Raw genomic sequence first — 23,086 nt, forward strand, 5'->3', positions numbered from 1 at the left:
AATTCTCCTTTTAAGGTAATTAACTTATTTAATATACTCTAAGATTTTTGTTAAATCTTTTGTATCTACTACAATATTAGCCTCTTTTTTAAGTACTTCTTTTGCACAAAAAGCAACTCTTGTATCAGCTTCTTTAAACATACTTAAGTCGTTTGCTCCATCTCCACAAACCAATGTATCGGCTTTTGAAATTTTTAAAAGTCCTTGTAGTCTTCTAATCATATCACCTTTTGAATAGCCAAACATCATATCACCACCAACAAGTCCTGTTAGTATTCCATCTTTTTCATGTAAGATATTTGAAAAGTCAGCATCAAGACCTAATTTTTCTTTAGCTGGAGAAGTACCAACTCTAAATCCCCCACTAAAACAAACAACTTTATAATTTATTTTTTTCAATTCAGTTACAATTTCATAAGCACCTGGCATCAAAGGTAGTTCTTTACAAATATCAACTACTTTTTTATGTTCCATACCTTTTAGAAGAGAAACTCTTTGAATTAAAGATTCAAAAAAATCCAATCTTCCACTCATAGCTTCTTCAGTTATTTTTTTAACTTCATCTCCTAAACCAAACTCTTGTGCCAAAATATCAATTGTCTCACCATCCATAAGTGTTGAGTCAAAATCGAAAACTGCTAATTTCATAAATATCCTAAAACTTTAAATATTAAAGGGTATAATATTAGCTAAATTTAACTAAATAGTTTAAAAAAGGAATCTTTTTTTATGTTTGAAACACTAATTCAAAAGCTTCAAGAAGATAGATACTTAACTCTTGAAACAACACCTCAGCATGAACCATCTATGCACAATATTATTGAAAAAATTAAAAAATTTAAAATCGACACAAAAGTAGATGGATTTACTTGTACAGATAATCCTCTTGCAAAATTAAAGTACTCTTCACTTTTTGCTGCACTAAAACTTCAACAAGAGTTTAAAAAACCAGTAATTGCAACAGTAGCAATGAGGGATAGAAACAAAATAGCTTTACAATCTGATCTTTTAGGTGCAAATGATTTTGACATAAGAGCAATACTAGCATTAACAGGTGATCCTGCAAATATGAGTGATCAGCCAAATACAAAAGGAGTTTATGAAGCAAACTCTTTAATGCTTTTAAAAATGATAAAATCTTTCAACTACGGAATGGATTTTGCAGGAAGACCTTTTAAAATTGAACCTAAACAAATTTTTCCATTTGCAGTTGTAAATGCTTATGCAAAAAACTTTGGTTCATTAGAGAAAAAAATGAATCAAAAAATTCAAAATGGAGCTGTTGGAATTATAACTCAACCAGTTTTTGATATAGAAAATGTTAAAAAACTTTTAGAATACTTTGAAAATGCTAAAGAAAATGTTGATGGTGAAAAGAAAAAAGCACAACTTATTCTAGGACTTTTCCCTATAACAAAATTAAGAACAGCCCTATTTTTATCAGCTCAAGTTCCAGGTATTCATGTTCCTCAATTTTGGATTGATGAGTTAGAAAAAGCCCATAGTATTAGTGAAGAGGAAGAGTATAAAGTAGGAATGCAACTAAGCCAAAATCTCTATAGAGAAATAAATAAGATTCATCCAAAAATTCATTTAATGACTGCAAATAATAAATTTGATGTTGCAAGTGAGATTATAGGTTGAAATTAGCTGCTATTGATATAGGACTTAAAAGAATTGGAGTTGCTATTTGCTTAACAAGTGATATCGTAACTCCTCAAATGGCAATAATCAGAAAAAATAGAAACCAAGCTGCCGCAGATGTAAATACTTTTTTAAAAGAGTGGGAAATTGACAAACTAATTGTTGGATTTCCTAGTTCTAGTGAAGATTCTCAAAATAGAATAAAACATTTTGTAAATTTATTAGAACTTAAAATTCCTTTTGAATTTCAAGAAGAAAACATGAGTTCAATTGAAGCTGAAGATTTAATCAAAGGTGAAATCAAATACAAAAGAGATGGTAGAGTTGATTCTTTAGCTGCAAAAATAATTTTGGAAAGATATCTACAAAAAAAATAGCACTACTAGTCAATAAATTTTAGTAAAAAAATCTTTACTAAAATCCACAATTTGTATTCAATAAAAAATCAGAGTCTTATCTTTATGTACTGTTAAAATTTCTTTTACTCTTTGTTGCCAAGTAGCCCCAAAAGTTTCAAGTTCTTCTTTTGAAGCAGATTCTTGTAAACCTCTTTGCATTAATGTTGGATTAAAATTACTCAAAGCAATATTTGTTAAATCATAACTAACCTCAATACTTTTTTCATTATCAATTCTTGTAAATCTTATATCACCTTTTATAGATGATTCATATTTAAGAAGATTATTTCTAGCAAATTTACCTTGTAAACCTTTAAATCCATCTTCTTCTTTTGCTCCCGTTAAAAATGAAGCAACATTTGCTAAAACTCCTGTAATCCCAGAAGATTTAGAATCTCTTAGCTCAACTTTTATTTCACCTCTTACAGGTAACTCATTTTCATATAATTTTTTTAAAGAATAAATAGTCATTAAATAAGCACCAGCAACAGTTGGACAAGAGTGACCACTTAACTTTACTACATCTTTAAAAGTATATTCGAAATCTTCATCTACACCTAAAAATTGACCTAATTTATCCTTTAAAACTATGCTTTCAACATCTTTATAAAAATCTATATTTTTCATTAATTGCACCCTTTACGTAAAATTATCAGTAATCATTTTGCAAGATGGGTTTTTAGGAGAGATTTAAGGGGCGACCCATCATTGCAAGCTCTTTTATAGAGAATTGAATTCTATACTACAATTAAAAATTATATATTGACTCATATCAAATTTAATTTTTTAACTTATTTACAACTACTGCTATTGCAAATCCACCATCATGAGTAATACTCAAATAAGATTTTTTAATTTTAAATTTTTTTCTAAGAAATTTACTATATTTGAGTTTTGGAGCACCATTTTTATCTTTTTTTATTTTGATATCGTAAAAACTACAAATTTCCCCAATCCCAGTGCCTATTGCTTTGCTCGCTGCCTCTTTTGCAGCCCAAAATCCTGCTGCTGTTTCTGCTTTTTTTACAATATCTTTTTCTTCTTCATTTAAAAATCTGTTATAAAACTTATCTCCAAACTTTTCGTGCATCTTTTTTATTCTTTCAATGCCTACAATATCTATTCCTATCATTTAAACCTATCTTTTGTATAATCTATGTTATGAATCTATTTTTTAAAAAATTATTATATATTATTGTTATGCTATTTATTATTAGCTTAATTTCATTTATTGCAATAAATTTAGCACCAAACTCGTTTTTTGCAAGTGGAGAGTTAAATCCAAATATTACTCCAGAAGCAATAGCAGAACTAAAAGCGATTTATGGACTTGATAAACCTCTTTATATTCAATTTTTCTCGTGGATAAGCTCAATAATTCAGCTAGATTTTGGAATATCTTTTTCAAGTGGTGCAAAAGTAAAAGATGAGATTTTAAATAGAATTGAAGTTACACTAATTTTAAATATTATTTCAATGATTTTAATTTTTTTAATAACTTAACTTTCGCACGTTAAGTTGATTAAAATTGTAGCTAAATCTCCCTAAAATATTACTGCTATAGGTAATAATATTATCCTTGTTGACATAAAAATAATTTAGTTGTTTTTCTATGATATTTTTCTATTTTGAACTCTCAATAAAGCCCTTAAATAGGAACTTTTAGATATAATATCTATTATATTAAAGGGTAAGAATGCAGATAGAATCTAAGATAATAAGCATCATAAACGACAAACTAAAGAATCCAATTTATGAAACATTGCGACTATTAAATATGAAAACGATTTTAACAAAGAGCAATTTTTCTAAAAAAGAGGGAGTTGCTGTTCATATGGTTGTATTACACTTTGTATATATGCTAGTTATGAATAAAAAAATATCAACTTTTATGGATCAGAGTAATGATAGCTTTAAAAAAGATGTCTATTACAGACTACTTGCTAATGCTCACTACAACTGGAGAAAACTATTATCACTTAGTTCTTTAAAGATTTTATCACTGCTTCATAAAGTACAAGATGCAAAGCTAGTAAGAGTTCTTATACTTGATGATACTGTTGAAGATAAAGTTGGTAAAAATATAGAGGGAAGTTGTGACAACCTTTGGAGCAATAAAGCAAAGAGAAAAATCAGAGGTGTAAATGTTGTATCACTAAACTATAGTGATGGTTATTCAAATTTTATGTTGGACTTTGCAATTGCTATGAATAATTATGCAAGGGTAAAGATAGAAGAGTTTACAAATATTATTGATCATCGAACCAATGCACATAAGCGAAGATTGGAAAGCTTAAAAGGGAAATCACAAATTGCTATAGAGATGATTAAAAGAGCAGTAGCTAGTGGTATATATGCAGATTATCTGCTTGTGGATAGTTGGTATTCTAAACCTGTGTTTATAGAAACAATGAATGAGCTAGGATTGCAAGTTATTTCAAGAATGGTAAACAATGATAGAATCTGGAACTTCACAGGGGAGAAAAAAACTCTTGATGGTATCTATAACAAGTTTAAAAAGCTTAAAACTATTAAGATGGGTCAATATGGCAAAAAGATAAAGTTTGAATACTTCGGGGTCATAGTTGAACATAAAAAAGCAGGAAAATTAAAAATTGTTTTTATAAAAACCAAAGAGAATCTCATCCCTATTGTATCTACAAACTTAGACTTGAGTGATGAAGAAATTATCGATATTTACAAACGACGATGGGATATAGAACAAGGGTATAAAGAACTTCGTGAACACTTTGGGTTTGGTAAAGAAGAAAATCGAATTTATGAAGCACTTATTGCTCGCATAACACTCTCATTTTTTACATACAATGTTGTTAGCTATATAAATCGTATCAGTAATGAACCAAAAACTATTGGTGGATTGTTTAAAGATCTAGAATGTGAACTTCACACCTTGGCAATTGCTATGCAAGCATTTTTAGCTATTTTAGATGAGATTGCAAAAATTGAAGAAGTTGTCAATAGAAATGAGGATTTTACAGCAATAATCGATCTATTAAGAGATGTGACTGGAAAACTACTTGGTTTTAGGTGCGAAAGTTAAGTTAATAAGTTTATATTTTGGTATAAAATCAGCAATGAAGCAAAATAGCTTCTTTGATAGATTTACAAATCAGCTTTCACTTTTAAGCTTTTCAATGCCATCTTTTTATCTAGCACTTGTATTGGTTTTAATTTTTTCTATAAAATTTGAACTTTTCCCAATAGCGGGACTTCACAGTGTAGCAAAAGATGGAAGCTTGACTTACTATTTAGATTTTGCTTGGCATTTAACACTTCCTATATTTATTATAGTTTTTGGTGGAATTGGAAGCTTGATTTTATATATAAGAGCATTAACAATTGAAATTTTAAAAAGTGATTACATATTTTTTGCAAGAGCAAGAGGATTAAACAATAAAATTATTCTAAGACACTATATATTACCAAATTTATACCCTCCAATTATTACTCTTTTAGGACTAAGCCTTCCTGGAATTATTGGAGGAAGTGTAATTTTAGAGACAATTTTTTCAATAGATGGAATGGGTCTTTTATTTTACCAGAGTGCTTTAAGTCATGATTATCCCGTGATTATGGGAATACTTATTATTGGTTCCTTTCTTACACTTTTAGGAAATATATTAGCTGATTTAGTATTATTAAAATTAAATCCAAACTACAGTGAAAAATAAAATCAACAAAAATAAAAGGAAAATATTTTGCAAGTTATTAAAACAGTTGAAGAATTAAAAACTATTAGAAAAAAGTTAAATGGAACTATTGGTTTTGTTCCAACAATGGGTGCTTTACATGATGGGCATATATCTTTAATAAAAGAAGCTAGAGCAAATAATGACTTTGTAATAGTATCTATTTTTGTAAATCCTACACAGTTCTTAAAAGGTGAAGATTTAAGTACATATCCAAGAAAAGAAGAAGCAGATATAAAAATTTGCCAAATGTGTAAAGTTGATTTTCTTTTTATGCCAGATATAAATACTATGTATGAAGAAGATGAAGTTTTAATAAAAGCCCCTCAAAATAGTTATGTTTTAGAAGGTCTTACACGACCTGGTCACTTTGATGGAGTTTTACAAGTTGTTTTAAAACTGTTTAATCTTACAAGACCTACAAATGCATATTTTGGAAAAAAAGATGCTCAACAATTAGCTCTTATACAGCAGATGGTAAAAAATTTATTTATAGATATAAATATTGTACCTTGTGATATAGTAAGAGAAATTAGTGGTTTAGCGCTGAGTTCAAGAAATGTATATTTAAGTACTGAACAAAAACAAGAAGCTCTTAAAATATCTAAATCTATTTATATGGCTGGAAATTTAATCGCTAAAGGCGAAAGAAATTCGAAAGTAGTAAAAGAAAAAATTTATGAAATTTTAGAAAATCTTGACGTTGAATATGTAAAAATTGTAAATAAAAAATTTGATGAAATAAATACTATTGAGCCTTCAAATACAATAATTTTAGTAGTTGTAAGATTTGGAAAAGTAAGGCTTCTTGATAATATTTGGATGTAATTAACTCAACTTTCGCAGATAAAACCTAACTGTTTTTTAGTGTAAACCCTGAGCATTAGGATAATCTGTTCCAAATCTTTATTTCTCTTGACAATTTCTTGGGCTTGAACTAGTTGTTCTAATATTTTTATAAATAGTTCCATCGAAATTGCAAGGGTTTCAAGCTGACACTCTAAATTTCTGAAAAGTTCTCCTAATGTTTGTGGTTCATTATTGATACGATTGATATAGCTTGTAAGGTTATAAGCAAGGAAAGATAGAGTAATCCTAGCAATGAGTGCTTCGTAAATTCTATTTTCTTCTTTACCAAATTGGAAATACTCTCGCAAATCTTTATATCCTTGTTCTATGTTCCATCTTTTTTTATAGGTATTAATAATTTCAATATCTGATAAATTTATATTTGTTGAAACAATTGGAATAAGATTATCTTTTGTTTTTATAAAAACTATTTTAATTCTACCAAGTGTTTTATGTGTAGTTGTAGTTGATACATAGCTGTATTTTATAGAATTGTAGTTACCTAGTTTAGAAGATTTATGACTTTTTACTCGAGTGTACAGTCTTTCAAGCGTATTATATTTTCCTGTAAATTGCCAAATTCTATTTGATTTTGATAATCTTGCAATTACATCAAGACCTTTTTCTTTTATTTCATAAATAAAATTTGGTTTGGCATACCAACTATCAACAAGTAAATAATCTGCATATATTCCAGATTTTAATACTCTATTTACCATTTGAAGAGCTAAATTATTTTTACTATTATTACCTTCAACTCTTCGTTTATAAGCATTACTTTTATGATGAAAATAGTTTTCATTAACATTTACAATTTGATTTTTGTTGTAGTTAATAGAAAAATCTAACATCATATCAGTATGGGAATCACTATAATTTAGTGATACAATATTCAAACCTTTTACAGTTCTATGTTCCTTATTATTCCAAAGATTTCTACAGCTTCCTTCTATAAATTTTCCTCTTTTAATTTCAACTGTGTCATCAATAATTAATACTCTAGTATCAGTAGCCTTTTGAAGTATATGAAGTTTTGAGATTAATTTTACAGAACTTAATAGTAATAGTTTTCTCCAATTATATTTACTGTTTTTCAAAAGTCTATAATATACATCCTTTTTATAGCTATCAGAGCTTTGTTTCATAAATGTAGAGATTCTTTTATTAATGATAAACATATATAAAAAATGTAAAATTATTAAGTATGGTGATTTTCCAATATCTCTTTTTATAAAATTACTCTGTTTTAAAATTGAACTAAAATTTATATCTCTTAAAACAGATAATACTGGATTTTTTAATACGTTGTTCATAGCAGTTTGGATAAAATTATCAAGTCTCATAAAAAAGCCCTTTATATAGTTGATTGTCGTGATGAAATTATATCAAAAAGTGCCTATTTATGGGCTTTATTGTATCTTTTACATATAAGAAATTAATGATTTTTTATGTGCGAAAGTTGAGTAATTAATTTAAAAGAGCGTTATACTCTTTTAAATTTTGCTATCTCTTTGTTGTCCTTATCAAAAAATATTAAAATCCCTTTTTCTACTTTATATTTTTTTACATTTTCTAAAATTTTAGAATATAAACTCTCTATACTCATATCTTGACACATCATCATAGTACTTCCAATTTGAGATATTTTTAATAAATCATTCTTAGACTCAAATTTACCAAAAAAATTATTGCATCCTAAATTACCATAAACTTTATTTTCTTTATCGAAATTTATACTTGCTACTCTTTCAATTTTTTTTATAGCTTTTTCATTTAAACTTTCTAATTGCCATTTTGTATCTTTCAAAGATTGATCATAAGATAATTTTTGAACATCTTTTGTTGAACTACAAGAACTCAAATTAAAAGCTAAAAACATTGTAAAAATCAAAAAAACGATATTGTACTTCTTTGACATAATTTAAAATTCCTTTCTTTTATTTATATTCTTCATATTACTGTTTTTAAACTTATTAATTTGTATAAATGGTCTTATATGTTAAAATCTATAAAAATTTATGAACAAGAATGGACAAAAATGAAATTTAGTGAAGAGAAACCAAAGAAAAAATTACATATGGTAAGCCTTGGTTGTACAAAAAATTTAGTTGACAGTGAAGTAATGCTTGGAAAACTAAAAGATTATGAATTAACAGATAATGAAAGTGAAGCAGATTTAATTATAGTAAATACTTGTGGTTTTATAGATAGTGCAAAAGAAGAAAGTATAAATACAACTTTAAATCTACACAATGAAAGAAAAAAAGATTCTGTTTTAGTTATGGCAGGATGTTTAAGTGAAAGATACAAAGATGATTTACAAAAAGAGTTAACAGAAATTGATATTTTTACAGGTGTTGGAGATTATGACAAAATTGACAAGTTAGTTCACGAGAAAAGAAGTAGTTTTTCAAATGAAGTATTCTTAGCAAGTGAAGAAAATGATAGAGTAATTACTGGTTCAAACTATCATGCTTATGTAAAATTAAGTGAAGGATGTAATCAAAGTTGTTCATTTTGTGCTATTCCATCATTTAAAGGGAAACTTCATTCAAGAACACTTGAATCACTTGTAAAAGAGGTTACAAACCTAGTAAAAAAAGGATATAAAGATTTTTCTTTTGTATCTCAAGATTCATCATCTTATTTAAGAGATCTGGGGCATAATGATGGATTAGAACAACTAATTGACGCAGTTGAAAAAATAGATGGTGTACAAACAGCTAGAATTTTATATCTATATCCAAGTACAACAACTCACAATTTAATAGACAAGATTACTGATTCAAAAGTTTTTGTAAACTACTTTGATATGCCTTTACAACACATAAGCCAAAATATGCTCAAAATTATGAAAAGAGGTAAAGGTGCTGAGAAATTAAGAGAATTAATGCAATATATGAAATCTAAACCAAACTCATTTGTAAGAACTACATTTATTGCAGGACACCCTGGAGAAAGTGAAGATGATTTTGAAGAACTATGTAAATTTGTAGAAGAATTTGGTTTTGATAGAGCAAATGTATTCTCTTATTCAGATGAGGAAGGAACAGCCGCTGAAACAAGAAATGATAAAATAGAACAAGAAATCATAGATGAGAGAGCAGAAATTTTAGGTGATATAATTTCTCAAACAACTATTAAATCTTTAGAAGATGATATTGGTAAAACTTTTGAAGTTTATATTGATGGAGAAAGTGATGAGCATGAATATCTTTTAAGTGCTAGAAAAATAATCTGGGCTCCAGAGATTGATGGAGAGATTTATATAAATGACAATGAACTAGAAGAACAAATTATTTTTGGAGATAAATATCTAGTAACTGCAACTGAACTTGCTGGTGATAAACTACTAGCTAAAATTATAAAAAAAGTATGAATTTAGATTTTTCTAAGATAACTAATACAAAAAACATATTAGCATTTTCAGCAGGAGTTGATTCATCAGCACTCTTCTTCCTGCTTTTAAATGCAAAAATTCCTTTTGATATCGTAATTGTAAATTATAATGTAAGAGATCAATCAAAAGATGAAGTCCAATATGCAAAAGATTTAGCAAAAAAATATAATAAACAAATTTTTATAAAAAATGTTGTTTTACAATCATCTTCAAATTTTGAAAAAACTGCAAGAGATATAAGATATTCATTTTTTGAAGATATTATTGAAAAAGAATCTTATGATATTTTAATAACTGCACATCAGCTAAATGATCTTTTTGAATGGTTTTTAATGCAACTATCAAAAGGTTCTGGTTTAGTTGAACTTTTAGGAATGCAAGCCTTTGAAAAAAAAGAAAAGTACACAATTTTTAGACCTCTTTTAAGTGTTACAAAAGAGGAGTTAGAAGATTTTTTAAAACAAAATTCTATTAAATATTTTATTGACAGCTCAAATACAGATGAAAAATATAAAAGAAACTATTTTAGAAAAAAATTCTCAAATCAATTTTTAAGTGAATTTGCAAATGGCGTAAAAAATAGTTTTGCATATTTAAATGATGATTTAAAATCTTTAAATATAAAATTTGAACCATTATTTGAAAAATTCGAACTTGAAGTTTTTGAAAATTTAAATGATGATAATTTAAATATTAGAATTATAGATAAATCTTTGAAAAAAAGAGGAATTCTTCTAAGTCAAAAAGAAAGAACTGAAATTTTATTTCAAAAACATATAACAGTTTCCCATAAAGTAAATATTAGTATTTCAGAAAATTTTATCTATATAGCTCCAAAAACAGATGTTGTTTTAGAAAAAGATTTCAAAGAGTTTTGCAGGATAAAAAAAATCCCACAAAATATAAGAGGATATATTTTTTCTAAAAATATATCTCTTGATTTTATAAAATAGAGTCTATACTCCAAGACAAAGTTTGTCCTGCATACATAGGAACAACTTTTTCATTTTTATATTCATAAATAGCTGGAACTGTAAAATCTTTTTTCACTAATCTTACAATTTTATCTTTTAGGTTTAATCCATAAATTTTTTGTGCATTACCTGATACAAAACTATTTAAATTTTCTAATGCGTTATGTTTTTCAAATAATTCAACTAAAACTTGAAGAGCTATAGGAGATGTAAATACTCCTGCTGCACAACCACAACACTCTTTTCTATGTTTTGGATGAGGAGCGCTATCACTTCCAAACATAAGTTTTGGATGAGATTTTAAAGCGGCATTTAAAAGTGCTGTTCTATCTTCTGGTCTTTTTGCTATTGGTTTACAGAATAAATGAGGATCTAACATTCCTCCTGCAACATCATCTAAAGTTATTAGTAAATGGTGTAAAGTAACTGTCGCATAAAGATTAGAATACTTGTCTAATAGTTCGACTGCATCTTTTGTTGTGATATGTTCCATTATTATTTTTAAATTAGGAAAAGCTTTTGCAATACTTTCATAAATTGGCATAAACTCTTTTTCTCTATCCATAACAAAACCATTTGTTTCACCATGAATGCAAAGAGGAATGCCTAACTTACTCATATTTTCTAAAGTAGGTCTTAAAACTTCGATATCCATAGAAGAAACTCCTGTTTCAGAGTTTGTAGTAATTCCTGCTGGATATAGTTTTATTCCTATAATTTCATCTTTTATATCATTTAAAAATTCAAAACTATAATTATTTTGGAAAAACAAAGTCATATATGGAGTAAAATCATCCTCTTTACAAGCCTCTAAAATTCTTTGTTTATATGATAATAGAGCCTCTTTTGTTGTAACTGGAGGAACTAAATTTGGCATTACTAAAGCACCACTAAAAGTATTTGATGTAAGAGGACCAACTAGTTGTAGCATATCATTATCTCTTAAATGTAAATGCATATCTAGTGGTTTATTTATCTCAAATACTTTAATCATATCGCATCCTCATCTTGTTCTTCTGTTCTAATTCTTATTACTTTTTCAATAGAAGAAACAAAAATTTTACCATCTCCAATTTTACCAGTTTTTGCTGCTTCAATAATAACTGCTACTATTTTATCAACATCTTCATCTACAACGATTAGTTCTATTTTTATCTTTGGTAAAAAATCAACCACATATTCAGCTCCTCTATAAAGCTCACTATGTCCTTGTTGTCTACCATAACCTTTTACCTCAGATACAGTCATACCTGCTACGCCTACATTAGCTAGCGCTTCTTTCACCTCTTCAAGTTTAAAGGGTTTAATTACTGCTTCAATTTTTTTCAATATCAATCCTTTTTTTAGTACAAATATTTTAACAAAAGTTTATTAAACCAATATTATGAAAATGCTCGTTTAAATTCTGGATAAGCTTCTAATCCACACTCTTCAACATCTAAACCTTGTACCTCTTGATCTTTTTTAACTCTTAAAGGTAATACTTTATTTATAATATATAGAACTATGTATGAACTTACAAAAGCAAATACTCCTATAACCACAATTCCTTTTAATTGTCCAAAGAATGTTATATCTTGACCATTTGAAGCAAAAATACCTACAGCTATTGTTCCCCAAATTCCACATACTAAGTGAACAGAAAGTGCTCCAACAGGATCATCAATTCTTAGTCTATCGAACATAAAAACACTAAATACAACTAATCCACCACCAATTGCACCTATTAAAACAGGTGTATAGATATCAAATAAATTTGCTCCAGCTGTAACTGAAACTAAACCACCTAAAGCTCCATTTAAAATCATAGTAATATCAAATTTTTTAAACATAATCTGCATAATTACAGCTACTATTATAGCTCCACTTAAACCGGCTGTATTTGTATTTAATATTGTAAGAGCGACTAAGTCAGCATTCTCTTTTGAAGCAATTGAACCAACACTTCCTCCATTAAATCCAAACCAACCAATCCATAGTAAAAATGCTCCAAGAGTTACTAAAGGAACGTTTGATGCAGGGAAAACTCTAATTCCTCCTTCAGGAGTGTATCTTCCATGTCTAGCTCCAATTATTAAAACTGCTGCTAATAAAGCCCATCCTCCAGTACTGTGAATAACAGTTGAACCTGCTAAATCGTACATTGATAGTTCTAGAAATGTACCTTCTAAAAAGTTTACTCCCCAAGTTATATTTACAACAAGTGGATATAAAAAAGAGGCCATTATAACTGTAAATACTGTTAGTGGTATAACCTTAGCTCTTTCGCTAACTCCTCCACTTATAATATTTATAGCCTTACCAACAAAAGCCATTTGAAATAAGAAAGTTGCATATTTACTCATAGTATCGCTTCCAAAATCTCCGAAAGCTAAAGAATAACCAAAAAGAAGAAATGCCAATGATGCAATTGCATAAATAAGAATATTAATAGTTAATACAGCGGTAACATTTTTAGTTCGTACAATTCCAGCTTCTAACATAGCAAAACCAGGAACCATAAAAATAACTAATGTCATAGCAAACAGTGCGTAGAGTGTGTCAATAATATATGGCATTGAATCCATGAAAACCGTCCTTTTAGAGTATAAACCCAGCGCTGGACGAGCCGTATTCTATCAAATGAAACTTTAAAATAAGATTATAAAATGAGTATTTAATATACAAATTTATAATTTTATATAAAAATAAAATATTTATTAAGTATTTATTAAGTAATTGTCTTACTAAATTAACATTTGGATAAATATAAATACTATATAATTAATAAAATAAAATTTGGAAAGATATGTTAAATAATTTACTAACAAAAAATAAGAGCTTTACAAAAGAAGATTTAATAGAGGAGTTAATAAATCCTAATAACAATCTAGAAAAATTAGACTTAATTTATAACTCTTTAAAAATTGATTTAAACTCTTTAGAAATTGATGAAGAACCAATTTTACATATTTGCTGTAAAAAAGATATTTTTGAATCTGTATCTTGGTTACTTAGTAAAAAAGTGGATATATCAAAACAAAATATTTATAAAGAAACAGCTGGTTTTTATGCAATATATTCAAGGAATAGTTCAATATTACAACTTTTAGTAGATTATGGTTTAAATATTAATCACTTGAATGTTTCAAATAGATCAATTTTACAAGAGGCTTTAAATAGTGCAAATGGTTCTGTAATTAGATATCTTTTACAAGCTACAACTCTTTTTAGCAATATTGATATTCATGGGAATAATCTTCTTTTTGATGCTGTTTTAAATCCAAATAATAATACTCTACAACATTTAGCATCACTTAAGCAAATAGATATAAACCATGTAAATAAAGCTGGAAATACTATTTTACATCTTAGAAATGTGCTTGAAAATAATGACTTAGCTCAGTTTTTAATAAGTCTAGGAGCAGATCCTACTATTCCCAATTCAAAAGGGGAAAGTTTACTATTTTATCTTGTACAAAAAGGTGAAAGTAGTATTAGACTAATTAAATTTATATCTAGTATGAAATTCAACTTTAATTTAAAAAATAGTTTAAATAGAACTATTTTAATGGAAGCAATATCAGCTTATATGCAAATTTCTCCAAAAAATAAAGAGAAAAGAGTTGGTCAATATAAATTGATTTTAGAAATTATGAATCTAAACATTGATATAGATATAACTGATTCAAAGGGAGAAACAGCATTTTTCTATGCACTAAGAAGTAATGATAAAGATTTAATTTTAGAGTTTTTCAGAAACTTTAGAATAGATGTTAATAAAGACAATAATGAAGGAATTTCTCCTTTTTTACATCTTGTTTTAACTGGAATAAACAATAAAGAACTTATAAAACCATTTATTGACAAAGGTGCAAATCCTAATTTAAAGAATTCTCATAAAAAAAATGTAGTAGAAATATTAATTGATATTATTTTACACATTGAAAACAATCAAAAACTAGATGATATTTACAGAAAAAATATTCAATTAAATGGACAGTACAGAACTATATTAGAAATAATTTTTAGATATTACAGCATTGATGTTAACTCTTTAAATTACAAAAATGAACCTCTATTCTTTAGTGCAATTTTAAATTTCAATTTCAAATTATTTGCAATTTTAAAAACAAGAACTATAAATTTAAACAAAAAAGATAAATTGGGAAATAATATAATTTTCAGACTTGTTGAACAAAATAATAGAGATTTGATAAAAGATAAAAAATTGTATTTAAATACAATTAGAACTTTAGTGAATGCTGGAATTAATATAAATGAAAAAAACAGTGATGGTCTTACAATTTTACATGTAGCAATTACACAAAAATGTGAAGATACTATAAAACTAATATTTAGTCTTCAAGCTGATTTTTTTGCAACAGATAATAATGGAAGAAATATTATGCATCTTATAGTTTTAAACAATGCCTCAAAATATTTTAATTTTATACATAATATAAATAAAGGAATAGTTGAAATTGCTGATTATTATGGTGTTAAACCTATAAATTATGCTGCATTTATGGGAAAATATGAACTTGCTCTAGCAATGATAAATGAAAATATATCAATAAAAAATGATGAAAAGAAGCATCCTAATATTCTTAAATTTTTACAAAAATATCATTTAAATCTACTATCTTTACCACAAAAAGCGAACAATGAACTAGATAGAAAAAAAATTGAAGCTTTGGTATCAAATATGAAAAAAGAGTTCAAAATTGCACAGTAAATTATCAAATGAATTTGAAGTTGCAAAAAACTTCAAACAAAAATATAAAAATTATCTAAACTTTTCAAATAAAAAAATAACAAAGGATTTTTGTTCAAATCACACAAAAAAAACTGACCACTTTATATTTGAAATATATAATTTTATTTTAAAAAAATATTTCTCAGATTTTTTACCAAACTTAAATCAAATACCTATATGTTTTGTAGCCTTGGGTTCTTATGGAAGAGAAGAATTATGTGTTTATTCTGATATAGATATTATGATCTTATACAAAAATATTCCTGCTTATAATGCTGAAAAAATAATTGAAAATTTTGTATCTTTTGCTTGGGATTGTGGATTAAGTCTTGGGCTTAGAGTAGTTAATATAGATGAATTAAACAAAATCTCTTTAGATGATATTACTATTAAAACATCTTTTTTAGAATCAAGATTTATATTTGGTTCAAAAAATTTATATTCAAGTTACGAAAAAAGTTTAGAAGAAATCAGAACAGATAAAAAAGAATTATTTTTACAAGCTAAACTTCTTGAGAGAAAAAATAGACTTCTTAAGTATCCTTTATCAATGCAAGTAAATTTAAAGGATGGTTATGGTGCAATCAGAGAAGCAAATATGCTTTGGTGGATTACAAATATAATTTATGGAGTAAAAAAAACAAAAGATTTAGTAGGTAAGAAATTTACAAATGCAGAATATAAAAGTTATAAAAACTCTATAAATTTTGTATTTTTAGTAAGAAATACTCTACACTTAGTAGCGAAAAAGAAACTAGATATTATTACTTATGACATTTTACCAGAGCTTAGTTCTAGACTAAATTTTTCAAATGAATTTATATTTATGAAAACTTTATTTCAAGACTTGCACAATATCCATAATTTTAGTGCCAACATAATAAAAAAGATTTTTAATACAATCTCTTTTAAAACAGAAAATATAATAGAACTCAAAAAATATAGATTTAAAAAGAATGTATATATTTGTGAACAAACAGTATATTGTTCACAAAATAGAAAAATATTGACTCTTAAAGAACTTATAAAAGAACTACTTAATTTTCCAAAAGAAGTAAATAATTTTGATAGAAGTTATATATATTTTACAAGTAAAACAAAAATAGAACCTCTTGATAAAAAACTAGTTTACAATCTACTTTGTAACTCAAATTTGTACATAATTTTAAAACTATTGTACAATGCAAATATTATAAATTTTGTAATTCCCACTTTCAAACAAATATCAAATCTTCCACAATTTGATGGTTTCCACATCCATCCTGTAGATATTCACACTTTAAATACTCTAAAATTTTCTTATGATATAGAAGATGATTTTATAAGAAATTTATTTAACAAATTTTCTATTCAACAAAAAATAATGTTAAGACTCTTATGCTTGTTTCATGATATAGGTAAAGGTAGAAAAACAGACCATCATATTTTAGGTGAAAATATTTTTAAAAGATTTCTAAAATCTTTAGATTTTGATGATGAATTCATAAAAACTGGTGCTAATATTGTGAAATATCATAATCTAATGATAAAAACGGCCTCAAATGAAGATATATACTCACAAAAAACTGTTTTAAACTTTATTGGACTTTTCAAAAATATAAAAGAGATTCAACTCTTATATGTTTTAAGTTATTGCGATATATGTGCTGTTGATAAAAAATATTTCACGTCATCAATCTCAAAACTTTTAGTTCAACTTTATAATCAATGTTATTTAGCTTTTTCAAATAAGGATTTAATTAAAGAGAGTTCAAGAAGAGCATTTAGATTAAATAAAATTAAAACTCTAGAAAAATATAAAATACTTCCAAATTCATTAAAAAGAAAAATTCCTCAAATAGCTTCAAATCAAATATTTTTACGACTTAAAAGTGAAGATATTTTAGATATTGCAATAAAATCTCAAGATGTTGAAACTTACTCTTTTGAAATTATAAATGATGATTTCCTAAAACTTAGAATTATTAGAAAAATCTCACTAAATCTTGGTTATTTACTTGGGAAATTACAATATTTAAATATGAGCAGTATGAATATTTTTAAACTCTATGATGAAAAGAAAATATTTGAAATATCTTTTTCAAAACCAGCATTAGAAGAGGAATTATATTTAATAGAAGAGATTGTAAATGCTTCTTTTGATATGAATAAACAAATTACACTAAAGAAACCTCTAATTTTAAAAAATGATATAAAAATCGATTTTAACCATAGTGAAAATTTAGCTTCTATGAAAATAAATGCAAAAGATCAAAAAGGTCTTTTTGCGTATATTGCAAAAGTTTTTGATGATTATCATATAGATATTGAAAGTGCAAAACTTCTGACTAGAAAAAATTTTGCAAAAGATTTACTACTCATAGAAAAGAATGAGAATTTTTCTGAAAATATCTCCAAAATAGTAGAGATACTTACAGATTCTTAAGAGTTAAAACTATTTTTACAAGCTATCTAAAAGCTCTTTTGCTTTTACATAATCTTTTTTTCCACTACCAAGTTTTGGTATATCATCAACTAGTTTTATAGTTTCTGGTATCATCAACTTATTATCAAACTCTTTTATCATCCTTTGTTTTAAACTATCAATTAGTTCTAAACTTATATTTGAAACTAGTAATACTATTTTTTCACCTTTTTTCTCATCACTTTTTGCCAAAGCTATAAAATCAATACTATTATCACCTAAAATTTTAGAAATTTTTTCTTCAACGGCTCCAAGACTTATCATCTCTCCACCAATTTTTGCAAATCTTGAATATCTATCAACAATAGTTAAAAAACCATCCGTATCCAATCTTCCTTTATCCCCAGTGATATAATATGTTCTATTTTTTAGTTTTTTTAGAACTTTAGAAGTTTTTTCTTCATCTTTTAAATATCCTTTCATTACTTGAATACCAGATATTATTACCATTCCTTCCTCTCCAATTTTCAACTCTTCAAAAGTAATTTGATCTACTACTTTTATATCCGTTCCAGGTATTGCCATACCAACTGTTCCAATCTTTTGACCTACTTGAACTTCAAAATCTTCTGAAATTTTATCTGGAAGATTACAAGTAGCTACTGGAGAAGTTTCTGTTGTTCCATAGCCTTCAAGAATATCCTTTCCAAATCTTTTTTTAAATTCAAATCTTACATCTTCTCTTAATTTCTCAGCACCCGCGACAACCAATCTTAAACTATCAAACATCAAAGGATGGATTTTTGTATTTTTTGTATATAACCTAAAGAATGTTGATGTTCCACACATTATAGAAACTCTTTCTCTACTTACCATTTTAGCTATTCCTAATCCATCAGTTGGATCTGCAAAAGCTGCACATTTTATTCCTTGTATTAAAGGTAAAAAAGTAGTTACTACAATTCCAAAAGCATGAAACAATGGTAATGAACCTAAAATTACATCATCATCATTAACATTTAAAATATTTGCTATTTGTTCTGCATTTCCTAAAATATTATCTCCACTAAGCTCAATTCCCTTAGGTGTTCCTTCAGTTCCAGAAGAAAATAAAATGATAGAAGTGGCATCTTTAGAAGTTTTTTTCAAGTACATTAGTTTTAATAAAAAAGTAGGTAAAAGTTTGATTGAAAAATATACAAATATAGATTCTATTTTAGTTATCTTTTTTTGTTCTTCTTCAAGAAATAGTACTTCAATATCAAAAAATATTTCTGAAATTTTTATTCCTCTAGATTCAAGTTTATCAATAAATCTTTTTGAAGTTATGATAACTTTTATATCTGATTTTTTAATTGATAACTTTAAACTTTCAATTGATGCTGTGAAATTCAAATTTATTGCTATCTTTCCCATCAAAAGAATCATATAATTTATAAAAGCACCTGCACTACTTGTTGGTAATAATATTCCAATATTATTTGAGTTTAACCTTTTTTTGAAAATATTTTTAAATAAAACAGTAACTGTTAAAAATTTTGTTCCACTTAAAGTAATTCCAGTTGAATCAGTAAAAATTGTTCTATTAGATGAATCTTTTAAGCTTTTAAAAATAATCTCATTTAAAGGTTTTAATTCCTTTATATGTTCTCTCCATGCAATACTTGAAAGTGCAAAAACTTCATTTTTTACACTTTGAACATTTGCATTCTCTTTGGACATAATTCTACCAAAGCATACAGTTACAATATTTGTTTTTTTGGATTCTTTAAATTTCTTATTTGCTCTACTAAACATTGTTTCCCATAATCCTCTTAGATAAAATGGAATTACTTTTACATCAGTTGAACAACTTTCTAAAACTTTTTCAAAACCTCTTTTAAACTCTCCTAAATGACCATTTCTTGATATTGTACCTTCTGGAAAAAGAACAACTACATTTCCTGCATCCAACTCACTTGCGATAGTTTTTATTGTTGTTCTATTAACTGTACTTGAAATTGGTATAGCATGTATCAATTTAAAAAGCCACGTTAAATACCACTTTTCATAAATTGGTTTAAATATTACAAATTTTACTTCTCTTGGAACAGACATTAAAATTATTGCCCAATCTATCCAAGATATATGATTACCTAACAATAGTACTCCACCATTTGAAGGGATATTTTTTATACCATTTATCTCTAATTTATATCTTAAACCTACAATAAATTTTAAAAATAGAAGAACTAGTGATTGTGGAAGTTTCACAACTGTATATAATGTTCCAACTATAATTATAAATAAAATTAAATACAATGTTTTGAGAGGATCTAAATTGTAAAAAGAGACAAAAGTTGTAAGTGCTAACATAAAGAACATAGCTAGTGAGTGGAACCAATTATTTCCTGCAAGAATGGTACCTAAAATCTTTTTTTTCGCATTAAATTGAATTAATGAATTCAGAGGAACAATAAACAAACCTCCAAATAATCCGAAAAATAAGAAATTTAAAGCTAGCATAAAAGGAGTATTAACTACTGTTGAAATATAAAGTGTTAATGCCATCCCAAAAGCAGCTAAAGGAATAGTTCCTAATTCAATATAATGTCTTGAAATTTTTGCATATAATATTGAGCCCATTGCTATTCCAATACCTGAGGCTGCAATTACTCCATTTATAATAAATGTATTATCAATATGTAAGTACATCTTTGCATAAGATGGGAAAACTGCCATTGTTGCCTGAGAAACTCCCCAAAAAACAGACAATCCAATTACACTTAAAAATATTACATCTTTTTCTTTTATAAGCTTTATATTTTCAATTAAAAGTTTCCCTTGAAAGAGAGCCTTTTTATTTAAAACGAGATTACTATTTGAATTATAAGTAGTCACCACTCTTCTTAAAAATACAAATGAAACAAACATCTCTAAAAATGCAACAAATAATATATAGTATGTAAGAGGTTTAATTGCTTCCATAAGCTCTTCTTTACTCTGCAAAAGATGAAGATTGTTTGAAATATAAAAACTTTCAAAAAAATAAGAAGCTGTACCTATTGCAAATAATATTGCAATAATTGATATAGATTGAAGTGCTGCATTTCCTCTTGATAGATATTTTTTCCCATATATATCCATAATTATTCCAAATTTTGCAGGACTATAAATTGCACTTTGAACAGCCAATAGAAATAGAGTAAACATAGCAAAGTAGAAATTATTTGTACTATAAGCAAAAATTACTAAAGTTGATAATAATAAAGAAGAAAGTGCACCATAAATTAAAATATCTCTTTTATTGTACTTATCACTTAAATATCCACTAAAAGTAAACAAAAGAAGAAATGGAATAATTATTAATGCATTTATAATAGATATCCAAATAACTTGAGTAGAACCATCAAATACTTTAAAAGCAATATTTTGTAATAAAACTTTATGTGTTACATCAACAAATGCATTGCAAAAAACCACAAATAAAAATGCCATTTTTATCACAAAAATATCCGTTATTTTCTGCATTTTTTTACCTTGTTTATAAATATAAATATCATGAATTATACTTAAAGCTAAATAAAATATTGTAATAAATTTTAAACAGTAAATAATATTTAACCTTTTTTCGATATAATTTTCTCTTATTCAAAAAAAAGGACGCAAACTTTGGAAGAATCAATAAAAACAAGAACTTGGGTAGACTATACGTTAAAAAGTCTAGCCTTTTGGGTTATCTTTGGGATAATCGCTGGGATTATAGTTGGTTATGTCAATCCTGCTTTAGGAATTGAAGCTAAACCTGGAATTGATTGGTTTATTAAAATACTAAAATGGTTAGTTGGACCAATTATATTTCTTACAATTATTTATGGAATTGTGAGTTTAGAAAATTTAAAAGAGTTAGGTAGTTTAGGTTTTAAAGCCTTCATTTACTTTGAAATAGTTAGTACTTTTGCTTTAGCAATTGGTGTTATTTTTGGTAACTGGTTTAGACCAGGAGATGGGATGAACTTGGATGTTGCTGCACTAGATACAAAAAGTGTTGAGAAATATACTAGTGTAGATCCAAATAAAGTTGGAGACATTTGGGAAATCCTAAAAAATGCTATTCCAACAGATCCTATTACTCCATTTTTAAATGGTCAAACTCTTCAAGTTTTAGTTATGGCTTTAACTATAGCTATTTTAATATCTATCTTTGGTGGAAAATATAGACCAAAAATTCTAAAACCTGTTGAAGTTGCTCAAAACTTCTTCTTTAAAATATTAATCTTTATTATGTGGTTTTCTCCAATTGCAAGTTTTTCTGCAATGTCATTTTTAATTGGTAAATTTGGAATAGATTCTTTAATTAATATGGCTAGTCTTTTAGGTGTTATGCTTGTATCTGTTTTAGCATTTATATTTGTTATTCTTGGATTAATTACTGCTGTATTTAAAATTAATATTTTTAAGTTTATGAGATACATAAAAAAAGAAGTTTTAATAGTATTTGCTACATCTTCAAGTGAATCTGCACTTGCTCCTTTAATGAGAAGATTAGAAAATGCTGGAGTAAATAAATCAGTTACAGGATTAGTTTTACCTACAGGATACTCATTTAATCTTGATTGTACAAATATCTATCTTGCTTTATCAATTATATTCTTATCGCAAGCATTTAATATTCCTCTTACAATTGAGCAACAATTATTTATTATTTTAATCTTAATGGTTACTTCAAAAGGTGCAGTAGGGGTTACAGGTTCAGGATTTATAGTTCTTGCTGGAACACTTGGTGCTATGGGTGGAGCAATTCCTATGGTTACAGTTGCTGTTTTACTTGGAGTTGATAAATTCATGAGTGAAATTAGAGCAGTTGGAAATCTTTGTGGAAATGCAGTAGCAGCAGTTGTTGTTGGTGTTTGGGACAAAAAGATTGATATGGAAAAATTCAAGTATGCTCTTGATAATCCAGATAAAATCAAAAGTACTATTGGTTAAT

At 26.7% G+C, this 23,086-nt stretch carries 19 protein-coding genes and 1 pseudogene; 11 read left to right on the forward strand and 9 right to left on the reverse strand.

All coding sequences use genetic code 11. The features are described from left to right. Window positions 1-24: 24 nt before the first annotated feature. Window positions 25-648, reverse strand: coding sequence for a phosphoserine phosphatase SerB (serB, locus tag ACBT_RS10140; RefSeq protein ID WP_024774539.1), 624 nt, complete (start codon window positions 646-648; stop codon window positions 25-27). An 81-nt stretch (window positions 649-729) separates the two neighbouring features. On the opposite strand from serB, the gene ACBT_RS10145 reads away from it, so the two are divergent. Together ACBT_RS10145 and ruvX are read left to right on the forward strand one after the other, a co-directional pair. Beyond that, window positions 730-1,644, forward strand: coding sequence for a methylenetetrahydrofolate reductase (locus ACBT_RS10145; RefSeq protein ID WP_024774538.1), 915 nt, complete (start codon window positions 730-732; stop codon window positions 1,642-1,644). Next, window positions 1,641-2,021 (forward strand): Holliday junction resolvase RuvX, encoded by a 381-nt coding sequence (gene ruvX, locus ACBT_RS10150; RefSeq protein ID WP_024774537.1) that lies wholly within the window; start codon window positions 1,641-1,643, stop codon window positions 2,019-2,021. Before ACBT_RS10145 ends, ruvX begins: the two co-directional genes overlap by 4 nt. Window positions 2,022-2,078: 57 nt before the next feature. On the opposite strand, the gene ACBT_RS10155 is transcribed toward ruvX, so the two are convergent. Continuing rightward, complete coding sequence (locus tag ACBT_RS10155; protein ID WP_024774536.1) at window positions 2,079-2,669, reverse strand: FmdE family protein; 591 nt, start codon at window positions 2,667-2,669, stop codon at window positions 2,079-2,081. 151 nt (window positions 2,670-2,820) lie between these two features. After that, window positions 2,821-3,174 (reverse strand): holo-ACP synthase, encoded by a 354-nt coding sequence (gene acpS, locus ACBT_RS10160; RefSeq protein WP_024774535.1) that lies wholly within the window; start codon window positions 3,172-3,174, stop codon window positions 2,821-2,823. Window positions 3,175-3,203: 29 nt separating this feature from the next. Here acpS and ACBT_RS10165 point away from each other — a divergent pair, with 29 nt between their 5' ends. From ACBT_RS10165 to panC, 4 genes and pseudogenes are all read left to right on the forward strand, one after another. After that, the gene (locus tag ACBT_RS10165) at window positions 3,204-3,545 is read left to right on the forward strand and encodes an ABC transporter permease family protein (RefSeq protein ID WP_034218458.1); all 342 of its coding nucleotides are present in this window, start codon (window positions 3,204-3,206) and stop codon (window positions 3,543-3,545) included. A gap of 193 nt (window positions 3,546-3,738) precedes the next feature. Then, window positions 3,739-5,103: an IS4 family transposase gene (locus tag ACBT_RS10170; RefSeq protein ID WP_024774758.1), complete on the forward strand. Its 1,365-nt coding sequence runs from the start codon at window positions 3,739-3,741 to the stop codon at window positions 5,101-5,103. A gap of 1 nt (window position 5,104) precedes the next feature. Further along, window positions 5,105-5,734 (forward strand): annotated as a pseudogene (locus tag ACBT_RS10175) (ABC transporter permease); the annotation flags it as partial. A 27-nt stretch (window positions 5,735-5,761) separates the two neighbouring features. Then, window positions 5,762-6,580 (forward strand): pantoate--beta-alanine ligase, encoded by an 819-nt coding sequence (panC, locus tag ACBT_RS10180; protein ID WP_024776264.1) that lies wholly within the window; start codon window positions 5,762-5,764, stop codon window positions 6,578-6,580. A gap of 5 nt (window positions 6,581-6,585) precedes the next feature. Here panC and ACBT_RS10185 read toward each other — a convergent pair whose 3' ends face one another. Together ACBT_RS10185 and ACBT_RS10190 are read right to left on the reverse strand one after the other, a co-directional pair. Continuing rightward, window positions 6,586-7,944: an IS4 family transposase gene (locus ACBT_RS10185; RefSeq protein ID WP_024775179.1), complete on the reverse strand. Its 1,359-nt coding sequence runs from the start codon at window positions 7,942-7,944 to the stop codon at window positions 6,586-6,588. 140 nt (window positions 7,945-8,084) lie between these two features. Further along, entirely contained in the window at window positions 8,085-8,519 is a 435-nt protein-coding gene (locus ACBT_RS10190; RefSeq protein ID WP_024774533.1) for an META domain-containing protein, read from the reverse strand. Window positions 8,520-8,639: 120 nt separating this feature from the next. Between ACBT_RS10190 and rimO the strand changes: the two genes are divergently transcribed. Together rimO and tilS are read left to right on the forward strand one after the other, a co-directional pair. Beyond that, window positions 8,640-9,980, forward strand: a complete 1,341-nt coding sequence (rimO, locus tag ACBT_RS10195; RefSeq protein ID WP_024774532.1) for a 30S ribosomal protein S12 methylthiotransferase RimO — start codon at window positions 8,640-8,642, stop codon at window positions 9,978-9,980. Beyond that, complete coding sequence (gene tilS, locus ACBT_RS10200; protein WP_024774531.1) at window positions 9,977-10,954, forward strand: tRNA lysidine(34) synthetase TilS; 978 nt, start codon at window positions 9,977-9,979, stop codon at window positions 10,952-10,954. Before rimO ends, tilS begins: the two co-directional genes overlap by 4 nt. Here tilS and pyrC read toward each other — a convergent pair. Genes pyrC through ACBT_RS10215 form a run of 3 tightly spaced genes read right to left on the reverse strand, consistent with a single transcriptional unit; the run spans window position 10,944 to window position 13,542 of the window. Next, the gene (gene pyrC / locus ACBT_RS10205) at window positions 10,944-11,969 is read right to left on the reverse strand and encodes a dihydroorotase (protein WP_024774530.1); all 1,026 of its coding nucleotides are present in this window, start codon (window positions 11,967-11,969) and stop codon (window positions 10,944-10,946) included. The genes tilS and pyrC overlap by 11 nt on opposite strands. Continuing rightward, window positions 11,966-12,304 carry a P-II family nitrogen regulator gene (locus ACBT_RS10210; protein WP_024774529.1) on the reverse strand — a complete coding sequence of 113 codons (339 nt, stop codon included), beginning with the start codon at window positions 12,302-12,304 and terminating at the stop codon, window positions 11,966-11,968. The genes pyrC and ACBT_RS10210 overlap by 4 nt, the downstream gene beginning before the upstream one ends. 53 nt (window positions 12,305-12,357) lie before the next feature. Next, a complete protein-coding gene (locus ACBT_RS10215; protein WP_024774528.1) occupies window positions 12,358-13,542 on the reverse strand; it encodes an ammonium transporter in 1,185 nt (394 codons plus the stop codon). A 221-nt stretch (window positions 13,543-13,763) separates the two neighbouring features. Here ACBT_RS10215 and ACBT_RS10220 point away from each other — a divergent pair, with 221 nt between their 5' ends. Then, complete coding sequence (locus ACBT_RS10220) at window positions 13,764-15,692, forward strand: ankyrin repeat domain-containing protein (protein ID WP_024774527.1); 1,929 nt, start codon at window positions 13,764-13,766, stop codon at window positions 15,690-15,692. Continuing rightward, window positions 15,682-18,138, forward strand: a complete 2,457-nt coding sequence (locus ACBT_RS10225; RefSeq protein WP_119183982.1) for a [protein-PII] uridylyltransferase family protein — start codon at window positions 15,682-15,684, stop codon at window positions 18,136-18,138. Before ACBT_RS10220 ends, ACBT_RS10225 begins: the two co-directional genes overlap by 11 nt. A gap of 15 nt (window positions 18,139-18,153) precedes the next feature. Here the strand turns inward: ACBT_RS10225 and ACBT_RS10230 are convergent, their stop codons facing one another. After that, window positions 18,154-21,627, reverse strand: a complete 3,474-nt coding sequence (locus tag ACBT_RS10230; RefSeq protein ID WP_024774526.1) for an acyl-[ACP]--phospholipid O-acyltransferase — start codon at window positions 21,625-21,627, stop codon at window positions 18,154-18,156. A gap of 141 nt (window positions 21,628-21,768) precedes the next feature. Between ACBT_RS10230 and ACBT_RS10235 the strand changes: the two genes are divergently transcribed. Beyond that, on the forward strand, window positions 21,769-23,085 hold the full coding sequence (locus tag ACBT_RS10235) for a cation:dicarboxylate symporter family transporter (RefSeq protein ID WP_024774525.1): 1,317 nt from the start codon (window positions 21,769-21,771) through the stop codon (window positions 23,083-23,085). Window position 23,086: the final 1 nt, after the last annotated feature.

The sequence above is a fragment of the Aliarcobacter cibarius genome, from assembly GCF_013372265.1.
In the GTDB taxonomy this organism is placed as follows: domain Bacteria; phylum Campylobacterota; class Campylobacteria; order Campylobacterales; family Arcobacteraceae; genus Aliarcobacter; species Aliarcobacter cibarius.

Bases quoted from the DNA above. Each gene is read 5' to 3' on its own strand.
- serB (WP_024774539.1), bottom strand. From the start codon at position 648: ATGAAATTAGCAGTTTTCGATTTTGACTCAACACTTATGGATGGTGAG.
- ACBT_RS10145 (WP_024774538.1), top strand. From the start codon at position 730: ATGTTTGAAACACTAATTCAAAAGCTTCAAGAAGATAGATACTTAACT.
- ACBT_RS10155 (WP_024774536.1), bottom strand. From the start codon at position 2,669: ATGAAAAATATAGATTTTTATAAAGATGTTGAAAGCATAGTTTTAAAG.
- acpS (WP_024774535.1), bottom strand. From the start codon at position 3,174: ATGATAGGAATAGATATTGTAGGCATTGAAAGAATAAAAAAGATGCAC.
- ACBT_RS10165 (WP_034218458.1), top strand. From the start codon at position 3,204: ATGAATCTATTTTTTAAAAAATTATTATATATTATTGTTATGCTATTT.
- ACBT_RS10170 (WP_024774758.1), top strand. From the start codon at position 3,739: ATGCAGATAGAATCTAAGATAATAAGCATCATAAACGACAAACTAAAG.
- ACBT_RS10185 (WP_024775179.1), bottom strand. From the start codon at position 7,944: ATGAGACTTGATAATTTTATCCAAACTGCTATGAACAACGTATTAAAA.
- ACBT_RS10190 (WP_024774533.1), bottom strand. From the start codon at position 8,519: ATGTCAAAGAAGTACAATATCGTTTTTTTGATTTTTACAATGTTTTTA.
- rimO (WP_024774532.1), top strand. From the start codon at position 8,640: ATGAAATTTAGTGAAGAGAAACCAAAGAAAAAATTACATATGGTAAGC.
- tilS (WP_024774531.1), top strand. From the start codon at position 9,977: ATGAATTTAGATTTTTCTAAGATAACTAATACAAAAAACATATTAGCA.
- pyrC (WP_024774530.1), bottom strand. From the start codon at position 11,969: ATGATTAAAGTATTTGAGATAAATAAACCACTAGATATGCATTTACAT.
- ACBT_RS10215 (WP_024774528.1), bottom strand. From the start codon at position 13,542: ATGGATTCAATGCCATATATTATTGACACACTCTACGCACTGTTTGCT.
- ACBT_RS10220 (WP_024774527.1), top strand. From the start codon at position 13,764: ATGTTAAATAATTTACTAACAAAAAATAAGAGCTTTACAAAAGAAGAT.
- ACBT_RS10230 (WP_024774526.1), bottom strand. From the start codon at position 21,627: ATGCAGAAAATAACGGATATTTTTGTGATAAAAATGGCATTTTTATTT.